13 protein-coding genes are annotated in these 15,042 nt (G+C 40.9%); 1 reads left to right on the forward strand and 12 read right to left on the reverse strand.

All coding sequences use genetic code 11. The features are described from left to right. Positions 1–15 precede the first annotated feature (15 nt). From VS868_RS04690 to VS868_RS04745, 12 genes are all read right to left on the reverse strand, one after another. Positions 16–2,388, reverse strand: a complete 2,373-nt coding sequence (locus VS868_RS04690) for a multicopper oxidase domain-containing protein (protein WP_345599354.1) — start codon at positions 2,386–2,388, stop codon at positions 16–18. A 166-nt stretch (positions 2,389–2,554) separates the two neighbouring features. Then, entirely contained in the window at positions 2,555–2,968 is a 414-nt protein-coding gene (locus VS868_RS04695; RefSeq protein WP_345599355.1) for a hypothetical protein, read from the reverse strand. 271 nt (positions 2,969–3,239) lie between these two features. Beyond that, positions 3,240–3,725, reverse strand: coding sequence for a heavy metal-associated domain-containing protein (locus VS868_RS04700; protein WP_345599356.1), 486 nt, complete (start codon positions 3,723–3,725; stop codon positions 3,240–3,242). Positions 3,726–3,867: 142 nt separating this feature from the next. Further along, positions 3,868–4,605, reverse strand: a complete 738-nt coding sequence (locus tag VS868_RS04705; protein WP_345599357.1) for a hypothetical protein — start codon at positions 4,603–4,605, stop codon at positions 3,868–3,870. An 11-nt stretch (positions 4,606–4,616) separates the two neighbouring features. Further along, a complete protein-coding gene (locus tag VS868_RS04710; RefSeq protein ID WP_345599358.1) occupies positions 4,617–5,021 on the reverse strand; it encodes a hypothetical protein in 405 nt (134 codons plus the stop codon). Between the two features lie 22 nt (positions 5,022–5,043). Then, a complete protein-coding gene (locus tag VS868_RS04715) occupies positions 5,044–5,292 on the reverse strand; it encodes a heavy metal-associated domain-containing protein (protein ID WP_345599359.1) in 249 nt (82 codons plus the stop codon). A 771-nt stretch (positions 5,293–6,063) separates the two neighbouring features. Next, a complete protein-coding gene (locus VS868_RS04720; RefSeq protein WP_345599361.1) occupies positions 6,064–6,333 on the reverse strand; it encodes a thioredoxin family protein in 270 nt (89 codons plus the stop codon). A gap of 279 nt (positions 6,334–6,612) precedes the next feature. Further along, positions 6,613–6,981 carry a metal-sensitive transcriptional regulator gene (locus tag VS868_RS04725; protein WP_345599362.1) on the reverse strand — a complete coding sequence of 123 codons (369 nt, stop codon included), beginning with the start codon at positions 6,979–6,981 and terminating at the stop codon, positions 6,613–6,615. Positions 6,982–7,044: 63 nt separating this feature from the next. Continuing rightward, the gene (locus tag VS868_RS04730) at positions 7,045–7,251 is read right to left on the reverse strand and encodes a GDCCVxC domain-containing (seleno)protein (protein ID WP_345599363.1); all 207 of its coding nucleotides are present in this window, start codon (positions 7,249–7,251) and stop codon (positions 7,045–7,047) included. 8 nt (positions 7,252–7,259) lie between these two features. Continuing rightward, positions 7,260–8,606 (reverse strand): NAD(P)/FAD-dependent oxidoreductase, encoded by a 1,347-nt coding sequence (locus tag VS868_RS04735; RefSeq protein WP_345599364.1) that lies wholly within the window; start codon positions 8,604–8,606, stop codon positions 7,260–7,262. Further along, entirely contained in the window at positions 8,603–9,202 is a 600-nt protein-coding gene (gene merTP / locus VS868_RS04740) for a mercuric transport protein MerTP (RefSeq protein WP_189602856.1), read from the reverse strand. The genes VS868_RS04735 and merTP overlap by 4 nt, the downstream gene beginning before the upstream one ends. Continuing rightward, on the reverse strand, positions 9,199–9,567 hold the full coding sequence (locus VS868_RS04745; RefSeq protein WP_189602855.1) for a metalloregulator ArsR/SmtB family transcription factor: 369 nt from the start codon (positions 9,565–9,567) through the stop codon (positions 9,199–9,201). The genes merTP and VS868_RS04745 overlap by 4 nt, the downstream gene beginning before the upstream one ends. Before the next feature lie 980 nt (positions 9,568–10,547). On the opposite strand from VS868_RS04745, the gene VS868_RS04750 reads away from it, so the two are divergent. Continuing rightward, positions 10,548–15,026: a CusA/CzcA family heavy metal efflux RND transporter gene (locus VS868_RS04750; RefSeq protein ID WP_345599365.1), complete on the forward strand. Its 4,479-nt coding sequence runs from the start codon at positions 10,548–10,550 to the stop codon at positions 15,024–15,026. The last annotated feature ends 16 nt before the right edge of the window (positions 15,027–15,042 follow it).

Below are 15,042 nucleotides of genomic sequence, written 5' to 3' on the forward strand. Positions count from 1 at the left end.
GATATTGATACATCACTAAAATCTTATGCTAAGCCCGCCCCCCGCACCAAACCGGTTGTCATAACTTCCCATTAAAGAAAAATTCCTGGAAAGGAAGTATTCGGCACCCACAGTGTACACCTGTTCTTTTTCAAAGTCAGTGCCTTCGGGCAGTTCATTTACCCAGCCAAAATCGGCCTGGAACTCATATTCCCCGAATATGACGAATCTTGGAAATAACATAATTTCCCGGCTTAAACTTATTTGCGGTCTTAGCTTATGGTCCAACCGTACATCCAGGTTGAACATATATGGCGTAAAATAGCGTACCCCGGCAACGGCAGTAGTACTTAGTTCATCCAGGTTATCTTTCATTTCATTTTCCACGTTCACCCCACCAAATACCCGAAACCAGTCGTTCAGGTAATATTCGTAAGAAAACTCAGCTTCTAAATTTTCGTTCCAGCCGTATTCTGCAATTAAATTGAACTGGTTCCTGATATTGCTGGAAACCACATTCACTTCGGTCATGTGAGAGGCTACATCTGCTAAGCCCCAGGTAAAAAAGTGATTCCCTTCCTGAAAGAGAATTTCTCTGGGATGTTCTTTCATTAGTGGATTGCGCTCGGTCTGGTAGGTTACTGCCCTGGCCATGCCCCCAACCATGTGATACAGCACATGGCAGTGTAAAAACCAATCACTGTCCTCATTGGCCTCAAATTCAATGATGGTCTTTTGCATAGGTGCTACATTCACTGTGTGCTTGAGCGGAGAATAGGCTCCATGCTTATTAAGAACACGAAAGAAATGGCCGTGAAAATGCATGGGGTGGTGCATCATGGTGAGGTTGTTGAATATTATTCGCACTTTTTCACCTTTTTCAATTTTAATCATATCGGCTTCGGCCAGGGGTACTCCATTCATACTCCAGATGTAGCGCCACATATTGCCGGTAAGGTTCAGCAAAATCTCTCTTTCGGATTTCGTCTCATCAATAGTAGTAGGGACAGGAGCCTGTAGAAAATCATAATTATAATCTGCAAACATTCCCATTTTTGACATATTGGATCCCCCCCTCTGCTGTCCTTTTTCTGAAGTTTGGGTCTTCTCTGAAGAGGAACGCTCTGCCCGAAGGCTGTCAGTCATCGGTTCATGTGCGTCATGATCCATCTCGGGCATTCTCTGCCTGTCCATATTCCCCATTTTTTTATCGTGGTCCATACCCATATCCCCCTCCATTTTTTCACCATGTTCCATGTCCATTCCCCATTCTTTCATAAACTCGTAGGGCTCGACTTTGCCCGGATTGAATTTCATGGCGGGAGCTCCCATACGCATGTCCATTTCTGCCATCTGCATCATCATACCTATTTTATCCGGCCTTGGCAGCACCTCTGCCGGTAGTATGTCTCCACTTCCGAAATAGGCATGTGTAGCCCCTGAACCATCCTGGGCTACGGCCCGCATTTCAATCTGTCCGTTTTCAGGAATGGTAATGATTAGGTCATAGGTTTCTGCGATGGAAATAAAAAGTTTTTCTTTGTTCACCGGGACCACATCCAGGCCATCGGCCGAAACCAAAAGAGGCGGCGTGCCTCCGAAGGTGAGCCAAAATTGTGTCGATGCGGCTGCATTTATAATACGTAGCCTTACCTTATCCCCGGCTTCATATTTGGAGAAATGTTGTACTGTATCGCCGTTAGTCAAGAAAGCAGGATAATATATGTCCGCGATATCTGCACCTTCCATACGCTGACGCCAGAAATCCAGCTGGGCACCCAAAGCGCCCCTGGCAATTACACGGTTCAAGGGAGTCGCAGTTCCTTTTTTAATGCTGTACCATTCGTTGCCGCGCTTTAGGTTCCGCAGGACATTCCGCGGTTTCTCAAAAGTCCAATCCGATAGAACCAGTACTTCGTCGTGATCATAATTATAAGCGGCCGATGGTATTTGTGGTTCTATGACAATTGAACCGTATACGCCACTTTGTTCCTGCAGCATGGTGTGAGAGTGATACCAGTAAGTCCCAGCCTGAATGAGGGGAAATTCATACTTCTGTATCTTACCGGGCTCTATGGGTGGTGTAGTGAGGTAAGGCACTCCGTCGTAAAAATTGGGTAGCAGGAGGCCGTGCCAATGAATTGAAGTTTCCTCTTCCATTTCATTCTTAACGTATATAATGGCATATTCCCCCTCATTAAACCGTAGGATAGGACCCGGGATGCTGCCGTTAACTGTCATGCCCATGCTTTCCTCTCCTGCAATATGAACCATTTCTTCGTCTATGGTTAAATGGTACTCCCGTACAGGTAAATTATCCACATTCCCCTCTAATGAGGGAGATTGTTGGGCATACGCGAGATTTACAGTTACAACTATCAGTAATAGCGGAAAAAGATATTTTTTCATTTCTTTTTAATTTAACTAATTAATTAATTAATTACCAGTTGAAGGTGAACGCAGTTCTAGCGACTGGTTCACTATAAGGTATGACCTGAATGAATATTTTTATTCACTCCTGTAACAGATACACCTTACCAGCAATAAATAACTGGTACTAACAAAAAAGATTAAATCAAATAAGAAAAACCTGATCCCGAAGATAAATACTGTGGATCAGCAAAGGGGGAGAATAGAATGTATAAGCCGGCACCTGCCGAGGCATGTAATTAAATAAAGATACATAGGAAAACGCAAAAGTACCTATAAACACCTGTTGTTCAAGATCCAGGAATAAAATAGAATTTTTCAACTCGTCCTGACCTTCAACCAGAACTTTTTCGTTACTACAACAATGATCCTTCTCTACGGAACTGCCCATTTCAGAATGATCATGAGTTCCCATTACGCAACTTTTAGCTTCAGAAAAGACAGCCAGATCCATTAAAAGACCTCCACAGAAATGTTTGTCTACAGTAAAAGATAAAGTAGACAACAACACCACAAGTGCCATTAATACAGAGACAATATTACCTAATGTACTTTTCATCGTCAATGGAGAAAACATTCCGTCATAGAAATGATCTCCTGATTTTTTCGCTTAAAAAGCGAAATTAACTATAAAATAGCAGTTAGAGTTGTACTATTATGGAAAAATGTTGTACTTTTTGGATAACCAAAAGGAGTATTTTTGATTCCATTACACTAGAATTTTTTGAGCGGCATCCCGGCGAACCTCTACATGCATAAAAAACTACCATAATATTTCATTCTTGTAAGCTTTCTATTGATGCTTTTTATGGTACTTCATAAATAAGTTTTTAAAGTACTTCCATAATCTTTATTTTCCATTTACCGTTTAATTTCCCATCTCCCTCATCCTGAACAATTCCCCGCACTTTCACCTTTGCGGGCTGAAGTGAATTTATAAGACTCTGCTCTGTATTTGAAGTGAGATAATACTCCTCATTGTTCACTCTAATTTTTAAGGTATTATTTTCTTTTACGAGTTGTCCTTCGAGAACAATTTCGGCATTTTTGGCGGAAAATCCATTCACTTTCACTTCTTCCTGAATTTGTTTTAGGCTTAAATTATTATTTGCAGTCAGGTCTAAATAAGCTTTGCCATCATTCAGGCTTACCCGTACCTTTTCTATACCATCCATTTTTTTTAGTCCGCGTTCCAAGCCGTAGGCACAAGGTGCGCAATCCATTCCAAAAACTTCCTGATTTACCTTTGTGATTTGGGCATTTGAACTTAAAGTCCCGAATACTGCTATTACAATAATTAGTGCTATTATTTTCATTTTTACTATTTTTTTTATTTGAATTTTTCTTTGATATCTGTTATAACCAATAACTGATGTTCAGTGCGACCCTGTATTTTTCACGGGGCTTGTTCGGTATTAAATCCTGAATTATCGGAAACAATGCTCCGAAGGAAATTCCCTAGGGACCGCTAAGTCCTAAAATGGAAGGACCAACCAATACTTTTTTACTCCTTTCATCCGTAGAAAAAAATTGTCCGTTAACTTTACTATCTCCCGGAAATTCTGCCAGTGATTCTACAAATATCCTCCAGTCCGGTTTAGGATAATCTCCCATAAAAATTTTAGGACGGTAACCTATAACCAAGCTTGTATAGGGCAAATCGCCTAATTGCTCGTTGTCTTTTCCAAAATAATATTGGTAACCGCCACCTATCCACGCATACCAAATCCTAGAGGCATAGCCGGTGGAAATTGCTCCATGGACGGAATTCCCTAAATTCACCTGTCCACGAACATCCTCAGTAGGCGCCGAAACACCTAAAATTGCTGTGGATTCAAACCTCTTTCCTACCCCAAAAGCATTTGAAAAAAAACGATACCACAAAGCAGCCTCGATATCTCCATTGGCAGGCATCATAATATTTCCACGGGTTCGTGGAGCATTTTCCAGACGCTCAATCACAGTAGGAGTGGTAAGGGTAACCTGTAAATCTTCCGTAATGCCATAGAAAAATGTATACCGAAGCATATAAGAGGCCTCGTCTTCGGTCGCTATGCTCATTCCGGCAGCGTTCATGTTTATACCACCTTTTGCCAGGGTTGGGGTTTGTAATCCATAAATTGGGCCATGCCCCTGTGCTTCTACTTTATACAGTGTCGATAACCCTATAAATAAGATCAAAAAATAATTTTTCATGTTTTGTGAATTTAAATTCCTAAAAATCTTTGAATGGGTAATAGTAAATAAGCGGAAAACAATCCAAGGAGATATAGGCCAAAGGAAAACCAAAGAATGCCTTTGCTCCATCTTGCTGCTGTATCGCAGGCAGTTTCATTTCCGTTTTCATCGATTTCGCAGGATTGGTTTCTTTTTCTTCCGTAGAACAACCAAAAATTAAATCCTATCATCATCCCGGCAATCAGGAAGGTCCATTCTTTATATTTGCTCATGGTAATCAGCCACGGCAGGTCAGAAGCTAAGCCTGCTACTACCGTTCCCATTCCCAGAGCTACCAGGAGCGAAGGCATGGCGCAACACAGTAAGGTGGAAACCGAGGTAAAAAGGGATCCTATACTTACAAAGTCTTCTTTTATTTTCGTGAGGATTTGCATACTGTTTAAAATGAAAGTGAAACTAATGCTGTGGGATATCTCCCTTTTCGGTTAAAACTTCTACCTTAAATCCCCGGTTGGTGATCAAGTTAATAATTTCTTCCTCAGAAATCAGAAAGGGATCATATTCAATTACAGCCGAACTTCTGTCAAAACTCGTTTCACTTTTAATGATTCCTTGCTGTTCCTTTAACATGGAATCTATTCCATTGGCGCAGCCAGACTGGCAATGCATGCCTTCTATTTTTAGATGTACTACATTAATCAACATTTCCTTATTTTCTAATTTAGTTTGAATTTGCTGTGTCACTATTGTGAATGCCCTGTGCTGTAGGAAAATAAAATTGCAGCACCTGTCAACATCACAGCGAATACTGTTGTATTTAATTGTTACATCATTTTTGTTGTTGAAAATTAATTTTGGGTGAAGTTAACTGAGGCTACGGGGTGGTCTCCAAGATTAATTTTATTTTTTTATTCTACCAGTAATCACTCATTCTACATTTCCATTTAATTGACGGCGATCCTAAAAAGGTTGATTCCATAGCAGATTGGATTAATGTAAATAAAAACAAGGGCAATATCTTTTGTGATATTGCCCTAAATTTTAAATTGTCTCATTTCAAATGAATATTTAAGCTGCCATTTTTTCACAGCTTTCCGCACAAGTCCTGCAGGCTTCTGCACATTGTTTGCAGTATTCGCTGTCAAACTTTTCGCATTCATCGGCACAAGCATTGCAAAGATCTGCACAAATGCCACAAACTCGGCTTGAATAGTCAGACTGGCTGGCCATTAGTTGTACACAGGCCGCACACAAAGCAATACAATCGAGACAAAGCTGAAGGCAACGTTTCATTTCCTGCTCTCCAACGTGCTGGTCTAGGCAAATCCGACATGCTGTAATACACTTGTTACAATCATCAATACATTTCTGTAATTCTGAATTTAATGGTTTCATAATTATGTTGGTTTTAAATGATTTCCCCCCTTACACGAAAGCGGGGAAGTTGATTTAAAAAAAAGCCGTGCCTTCTATTAATTAAGCTTTTCCTATCCCGACTTCCATCAATTTTTCTTTTGTGATGGCATTGCCTTTGCAGCAATCCAATAATATTCCATCTACCACAACTGCCGGTAATTTCTTGATCCCATATTCGCTTATTTTGGAAATACAGGACTTATCATTGCACTGTTTCACCAGATCATAAGTGGTGAGCTCGCAACTATTACAAGCGAGGTCCTTAACCATTTCAACAACCGGATCACATACCGGGCAGTTGGCCGTAAATATTTCTACTTGACGTTTCATCTTTATTAAATTTTAATTATTAAACAATTTTTATGTTCTTTTAATAGAACAATTCAAAGGTAGGAGCGACCCCGGGGTGGTCTCCAACTGAAATTCTAAAAAAACAGAATATTTTTTTTGGTAAGGTAAAATGAAATAAGGGGCAACAAGCTAATGCCTAAAAAAAGAGATAATCCTATTTTTAAGTAGGGTATTATAGGCATCGCTTCTCTCTATTCCCATGGCTCCAATATTAAGGCAGTTTTTCTGCCAGGACAGGTAAAAGAAAACTAATTTTCCTTACTCATTCTTTTGATTATTCCCGTCTATTCGCTTCCGTAAGTCGGTTATTTCACTCATTTTGGAAGTAAGGGTATCCAATTCCAAGTCGGGGAACTGTTTTCGTATTAATTCAATCCGATCTTCATTTCCACAATTTCCCGGGCAGGCCTCCACTGTTTCAGAAATTTTTATGGCCAAAGCTTTCCGGTAGGTTTCATCCAACAATAAAAAGTGGGCCTTATCCAGGCCCTTTTGTGCTGCTTTAAACTGAAGGAGGATCTTCTCGGGGTTGGTATCTTCATCAAGCATTTTTATGAGACCATTAATTTGTCCATTGATGCTCTGTAGCCGGGTTTTGATGTCTTTACTTAAATCTCGTGGTATCATTTTGTTTTATTTTTTTCAATTTAAGATATGTCCCGGGGTGGCAACCAAATTTTAAAAGAGAATTTAACAACAGTTTATTTTCTCCTGAATTGACGGACAAGCAACAGAGCCGTAACTGCAAAATACACAGCAGTCGCCCTCTAATGGTTTTATAACAGCATCACAGCTGGAGCATTTATAAAAGAATTGACAAGCATCTGTGGGCATTATTTCTTCCCTGGCATTCTTGCAATTAGGACATGTAAGGATAGATTTTAGAATAGGCTCCATATCTGGTTTTATAACATTGATGTGATATCCGAACCCATTGTCGGATATGCATAAATCATTTTCTTTAAGTCTCGTACTGATATCGCTTTGTACATGGCAAGTGAGAAGAAGTTAATTGTTTCTTCTACCCCTGGACCAATGAGATGAGCTCCCACTAAAGTCCCTTTATCAGTGTCTATTATGGTTTTATAAGCATATTCCTGAACGTTAAGACGTTTAGCATTGAACCACTCTGGAACTGCCTTGGTGTTCACTTTGATATTTAACCCAGCTTTTTCCGCTTCCACTTCAGTCAGACCTACCGAAGCCATAGATGGTAAGGTAAAGACAACTGACGGCATCGGTGGATATTCTGGTTTTTTATTATTACCCTTTAATATGTTAGAAGCAATGACATGACCTTCATAAACAGCTACTGGGGTTAATGGAAGCCCAGCGGTATCGGCAGCGTCACCAGCAGCATAAATAGATGGGTTTGAGGTACTTTGTAAGTACTCGTTAACCTCAACTCCCTTCTTGTTATAATTAACAGATGCCGCCTTTAAGTTCAAGCCATCAATATGTGGTACTCTTCCCGCACTGTTGAAAACAGCTTCAGCTGTAAACTCTGTTTCGGAACCATTTGTTTCACCAATTACCGTATAACCTATTGTGTCCTTTTTGATTCTCGTGACGTTCGTTTCGAGCACCAATTTTACTCCAAGTTTTCTGGTGGCCTCCGACAAATGGTGAACTATATCCTTATCAAAATTCTCCAATGGCCGAGGTCCCCGATGTATGTTGGTAACTTCTGCTCCACATCGCTTAGCTATATGTGCAAACTCAAAGGCAATGTATCCACCACCTATAAAAATTATAGATTTTGGAAATTCCTTCAGGTTTAAAAAATCCGTACTTGTCAATGCATGGGCACCACCTTCAAACTTTAGCTGGCGTGGCCGCGCTCCAGTTGCAATAACAATCTTGCTTCCCTTTAAAACTTCCGATTCAATTTGGACTGAATCATTACCGATGAAGCGAGCGGCACCATGATAGGTGTCGATACCGTTGTGTTTGTATCCTTTTTCAATTTTTTCAGGCATTGCATCTACAAATTCCTGTTTAAAGGCCATAATGTCCTTCCATTCTACTTGAGGAACCGTATTAATACCCTTTCCTACCAGACGTTGAGCGAAGTCTCTCACTTCGGTAGCACCAATAATTATCTTTTTTGGGTCACAACCACGAAGAGCACAAGTTCCACCATAGGGTAGCTCATCTGTCACAGCTACTTTTAATCCTTTGGAAGCACACTTGTTCGCAACGGTCATACCCGACATACCTGAACCTATTACTATAACATCATATTGTTTCATTGTTTTCTAATTTCTGTTACTTTATATCCTGTTCGTGCAATAGCCGTTTTTACCTCTTGAACATTAGTACGTGTATTATCGAATTCGACAACCGTGTTACCATCTTCGTAAGATACTTTGCAGGAAACAATACCATTCAGCTTGTTAACTTCGGATTTTACATGACCCTCACATCCTGCGCAGGTCATACCGCTCACTAAGAATTCCATGGTTTGAATGTTTTTCTCCTGCACGAACACAACTTCTCTTTCATTGGAAGGATAAAAAGCTTCTGCGTAGTAAGGAAATGCTAAACTCAAGGCAACAAAAACAGTCACTCCACCCAAAAATGTTCTGGATTGGAAGAATGATGTTCGAGATTCTGTGTCGCAACCGCAATCCTCAACCTTGACAGGTTTAATCTTAAGATACCAGGCAACAGCCAAAGCAAAAAGGGAAATCACGACAAGAGGCCATCTAAAAGGCTCCAACCATTCAAATGCACCTGCCATGGTTCCCGTTCCTGCTACTATAGTAAGTAAGGGAGTTATGCAACAAAGGGAACTGGAGATACCAGTTAAAATTCCCACTCCAAGTAAACTGTTTTTAGCATTCATATGGCTTCAGGTTGCCGATTCAACAAATTAAAAAAAGGAGCAAGAAGTTCCCGATGGTCATCCCGTAGCGAGTAAAAGATTGTTTGACCTTCCTTTTCCGATTTTACAAAATCCCTGTCCTTCAACTTTCGCAAGTGTTGCGAAACTGCTGGTATGGTCATGTTCAGAATATCACTTAAATCACAAACACATAACCTTTCCTCTGCCTGAAGGACATAAAGAATCTTTAATCTTACGCTATTACTTACTAAAGAGAGCTTATTGGTTAAGGCACCTACTGCCTCTTCAACTTCTGATATTTGTTCTTTACACCGTTTGATTTGGTTCAAATCGGCCTCTTTCCGTATGCAACTATTTTCTTCCATAAAACAAAGGTAAAAAATTATTTAAGCAAGTACTTAAATACATGAAATATTTTGTTCGGCTAATTATTTTTGACATCCGAGGGTGTAGGACTATTTTTTATTTTACAAATGGCATCATTTTAATTCAACTAATCAGTTATCTGGAGGAAAAAATAAAGAAAATCGCTGAATCATTTTTGTCGCTGATAATTAAGGATAAAAAAGTAGGATAGGATGTAGAATAAATTCCCATTGAGATAGAAAATATCTTTCTGGATGGCTGGTATATAAATCCCTTTGTTTTCCATTCTCAATGCCGTTACTGTGATGTAAAAGAAAGTACTCAATAATGAAATTTCCGTAAAACCATCGCTAAAGTGGTTAGATGGAAAACTTAGATGGGGCAATCTTTATTACTGAAGGAATTTCAAAATTAGGCTTCTCCCTCCCGTAATTGCCATTTTAAACACAACATTAATATGTACAAGCCTGCCACCGTTTCTAAACTTAGGTTAAGTAACCTTTCATTAGCTCATCTATCTATTAATTGCACTTCCTGTGCATTCATATTTTAATACCTTTGCAATGTGAAATTTTTCGCAGTCATATTATCCGTTTATTTCCTGGGGCTAAACTTTATACCCTGTGATGATACAGCCGTGTCTGAAAATCAGGATACTGTCTCCGTTAGTATGGAAATATACCAGGATCAGCCGGGAGACCAGCAGGGGACTTCTGATGACTGTCCTCCTTTTTGCCAGTGTCACTGCTGTCATATCCATTTGGTGAGAAGCACTCCCAGTGCCTTCGAAATTTTTGAACCAAAAATACCTTTTTTGACACCTTTGTTTGGAGAGCGTGTCGGCAAAGAAATTGCCTTTTCTCACTTTCAACCACCCCGCGTTTAATTCAACTTTTGTGATAGGATAATTATATCCTTACGCCATTGACTTCATTAATGGCCATCTCATCTATTTATGTTGAATTAAATTCTATTATTAATGATTAACAAAATTATAGCATTCTCTATAAACAATAAGTTTATAATAGGTTTGCTAACATTGGCACTTATTGGAGCCGGAGTATGGTCTATGATGACCGTAAACCTGGGTTCGGTTCCTGATATTACAAATAATCAGGTGCAGGTTATTACCCAATCTCCCAGCTTAGGTACTGAAGATATTGAACAGTTTGTCACTTATCCGGTCGAACTGGCAATGGGTAATCTTCCTGGGGTGACTGAATTACGGTCTATTTCCCGCTTCGGACTCTCGGTGGTAACTATCGTTTTTGAAGATGACATGGGCACTTATTTACCCCGACAGCTGGTTCAGGAAAAATTGACCGAACTGCAGGAAACCATTCCGGAAAACTTTGGTAGCCCATCGATGGGTCCAATTTCTACCGGGCTAGGACAGATTTATGAATATACCATTCAGCCGCAACCCGGTTTTGAGACGCAATATACTCCTGTTGAGCTTCGCAGTATTCAGGACTGGATTGTAAAAAGGCAGTTAACCCTGCTGGAAGGGGTTGTGGAAGTCAATTCGTTTGGTGGATCAATCAAGCAGTACGAAGTAGCCATCAACCCTGAAAAATTAAACGCGCTGGATGTAAGTATCTCTCAGGTGTATGAGGCCCTGGCCCGGAATAATGTAAATACCGGTGGAGCCTACATTGAGAGGAACAGAATGTCCAACTTCATTCGGGGAGAAGGCCTGATCCAGTCCTTAGATGACATCAGGAAAATAGTGGTTACCCATGAAAATAATACTCCTGTTACGATTGGAGATATAGCCGAAGAAGTGAATTTTGGAAGTCAGGTGCGTTATGGTGCTTTTACCCAGGATGGAGAGGAAGCTGTGGGGGGTATTATTATGATGCTGAAAGGTTCCAATCCTAATGCAGTGATACAGAATGTAAAAGACAGGATGGCAGAGGTGGAAGAATCCTTGCCGGAAGGACTTGAAATCAGGCCCATCATTGACAGAAGTATGCTAATTGGCAGAACAACCGATACTATGACTAAAAACCTGTTGGAAGGAGCCTTAATTGTAATTTTTGCTTTGGTTTTTCTTCTTGGTAGCTTGCGCGGAGGTTTAATTACTGCTACCACCATTCCTCTTTCTCTGCTTTTTGCTTTTATTCTTATGAAGCAGTTTGGCGTTTGGGCAAACCTGATGAGCCTGGGTGCCATCGACTTCGGGATAATCATTGATGGTGCGGTTATTATCATAGAAGGTGCCGTTTATGAAATCCATAAAAGGATTAAAGCCGGAAAAGCCAAGTTTAATCAGATTGTAATGGACGAGGTAGCTTACGACTCCGGAAGCACTATGATGAGGTCGGCATTTTTTGGTCAAATTATTATCCTGATTGTGTTTGCACCTATTTTATTCCTTACCGGGGTGGAAGGCAAAATGTTCAAACCAATGGCTTACACTTTTGGTTTTGCAATGATAGGTGCCATCATCTTGTGCCTTACCTACGTTCCTATGATGACTGCATTATTTATGAAGCCGATTCAAAACAAGAAAAACTGGTATGGCAAGTTGGAGCGCTGGCTGGAAAAAGTTAGTGATAAAATCATTGGTGGTATCCATCGTGCCTACCTTCCGATTTTAAAAGTTTCCCTTCGCCTTAGAGCAGCGGTAATCATAGGATCTATTGTTTTATTAGGGGCTGCAGGTTATGTTTTTTCCACGATGGGGGGAGAATTTATTCCTCAGTTAGATGAAGGGGACATTGCCATGCAGGCTTTGATCAGACCCGGTAGTTCGCTGACTGAATCCATAGAAGTCTCCAAAAAAATAGAAACTTTGCTACTGGAAAACTTCCCTGAAATTGAAACGGTAACAGCCCGTATCGGGGTGGCCGATATTCCTACAGATCCCATGCCGATGGATATAGCAGACATGTATCTAATTCTCGATAAGGACAGGGACAAATGGGTATCTGCTGAAACCAAAGAGGAACTCATTGAACAAATCGAAGAACTACTCAATAAAAACCTTACCGGTGTCAACTTTGTTTTCACTCAGCCGGTAGAGCTGAGGTTTAATGAACTTCTGGAAGGGGTAAGAGAAGATATTGCAGTAAAGCTCTATGGGGAGGATTTAGAGGTACTTTCTACAAAGGTCCAGGAAATGGCAGAGATTATTCAAACCGTTCCCGGAGCCGGAGATGTGAATGCGGAAAGAACGTCTGGTCTCCCACAAATGACGGTGCGTTATAACCGGGATAAACTCGCTCAATACGATCTGGATATTCAAAAAATCAATGAGTACATAAGCACTGCATTTGCAGGCGGAGTAGCCGGGGTTGTTTTTGAAGGAGAAAGGCGTTTCGACCTGGTGGTTCGCTTTGATGAAGCACACCGACAAAGTATTGAAGATTTAAGAACTTTATACATTGATCTTGACGATGGTACTCAAATTCCTATCAATGAAATAGCCGATATACGTTATGTGCCCGGACCGATGCAGATATCACGTGACGACACCTATCGAAGAACTTATGTTGGGGTGAACACCCGGGGGCGCGATGTCGAGTCTGTTGTCAATGACATTCAGGCAAAACTGGATGCCGAACTGGATTTACCTCCGGGATACTACATTGAATATGGTGGAGAATTTGAAAATCTTCAAAGTGCAAAAAGCCGACTCTCCATTGTTGTTCCTATCGCCCTCTTCCTGATTTTTGTACTACTTTATTTTGCACTTAAATCTTTTTCGCAATCTATCATGATCTATATGGCCATCCCATTAGCTGCCATTGGGGGTATTTTTGCCCTCTGGCTTCGGGACATGCCTTTTAGTATTTCGGCAGGTGTAGGATTTATCGTGCTCTTTGGAGTTGCAGTATTAAACGGACTTGTGCTGGTGAATCGCTTCAATTCATTAAAAGAAGAAGGAGTAACAAGTATTAAGGATCGGATATTAATAGGTACCAAAGAACGAATCAGGCCGATCATGCTCACGGCTACAACCGATATTTTAGGGTTCATGCCTATGGCATTTTCCACATCAGCAGGAGCAGAGGTGCAGCAGCCATTAGCAACGGTGGTTATAGGTGGTATGCTCACAGCTACCCTCCTTACCCTGGTGGTGTTACCTGTGCTTTATACTTTAATAGAAAATATGAAAAACAGAAGAAGAAGTAGTAATAATAGTAATGGCTTTGCACCAGCTCCGGCAATATTGGTGGCATTGCTTTCTGTCGGAAGCCTTTTAGGTTTTAGCACCCGTGCAGGGGCACAGGAAAATAATTTTTTACAGAAAAATATTCCGGTGCAGTCTGAGACAGTTCAGCAGCAGGATTCACTACAAACCTTAACCTTAGAAGAGGCCCAGAAGCGGGCAATTGAAGTTTTTCCGAGAATAAGAGCCGCTGCCCTGGAGATAGAAAGTCAGCAGGGCTTAAAGAAAACGGCATGGGACTTTGGTAATACCCAGTTATTTACCGGTGCGGAAGAAATTAGTAGTGGTTCGGATAATGCTGACCTCGGGGTTTATACACAAATTGGAGTTCAGCAACAGAATATTGACATCTTCGGAATTGCCCCGCGCCTGAAGTTGCAGAAAGAAAGAGTGGCCCTGGCAGAAGAAGCCCTTGATCTTTCCATTCTTGAAGTAGAACTGGAGGTAAGTCGGGCCTGGGCTTCGGTATATGCTGCTAAAAATGCATATGAAACACTGCGGAGCCTGGATTCCTCATTTACCGATATCGAAAGGGCTGCACAAATAAGGCTGGAAACAGAAACAATCTCAAGGTTGGAATATTTGGCCACCGTAAACCAGGGCAATGAGGTTGAAATTCAAAAAGAGCAGGCATACAGGGATTATCTTAAAGCCTTACAGCGATTCAACCTGTGGTTTGCCAGTGACACTCTTTATACGGTACCTAACGTTCCTGCCGAAGAGATTGATGAGCCCATTTCCGAATTATTACAACCTCTCGGCAATCATCCCCTCCTGGATGTATTTGAGCAACGAGTAGAAGTGGCTGATGCAACTTTTAAGGAAAGGCGGGCGCAGTTTCTTCCAAAATTTCAGGCGCAGTACGGTAGGCAGAAAATTGACGGCCAAACGGGCTTTTATCAATATCAGGTGGGCATCAGTATTCCCTTGTTCTTTGGACCTGAGCTAGGGAGAACACAATCTGCCAGATTAAATCGTGAGATAGCTGATGCAAATTTACAACAAACCCAACTGGAGCTTAAAACAGCTTACACCAGAGCGCGCGAGGAATACCTTAAATGGCTTAACTCCTGGAGATATTATCAGGAGGAGGCGCTTCCATTAGCCGTCGAACAGCGGGAAGGAGCAATCATTGCCTATAGGGAAGGAGCAATTGATTATGTCACTTTTCTACAAAATATAAGGGATGCTGTACGAATAGAGATTGATGCCTGGGAGGCATTAGCAAATTATCTCAACAGCCGCTCCCAACTTGAGTATTTTATGAACACTTCAGAATAAATCGGTACTAATAGCT

Origin of the sequence: Salinimicrobium sp. 3283s, from assembly GCF_039602225.1 — a bacterium.
Classification (GTDB): domain Bacteria; phylum Bacteroidota; class Bacteroidia; order Flavobacteriales; family Flavobacteriaceae; genus Salinimicrobium; species Salinimicrobium profundisediminis.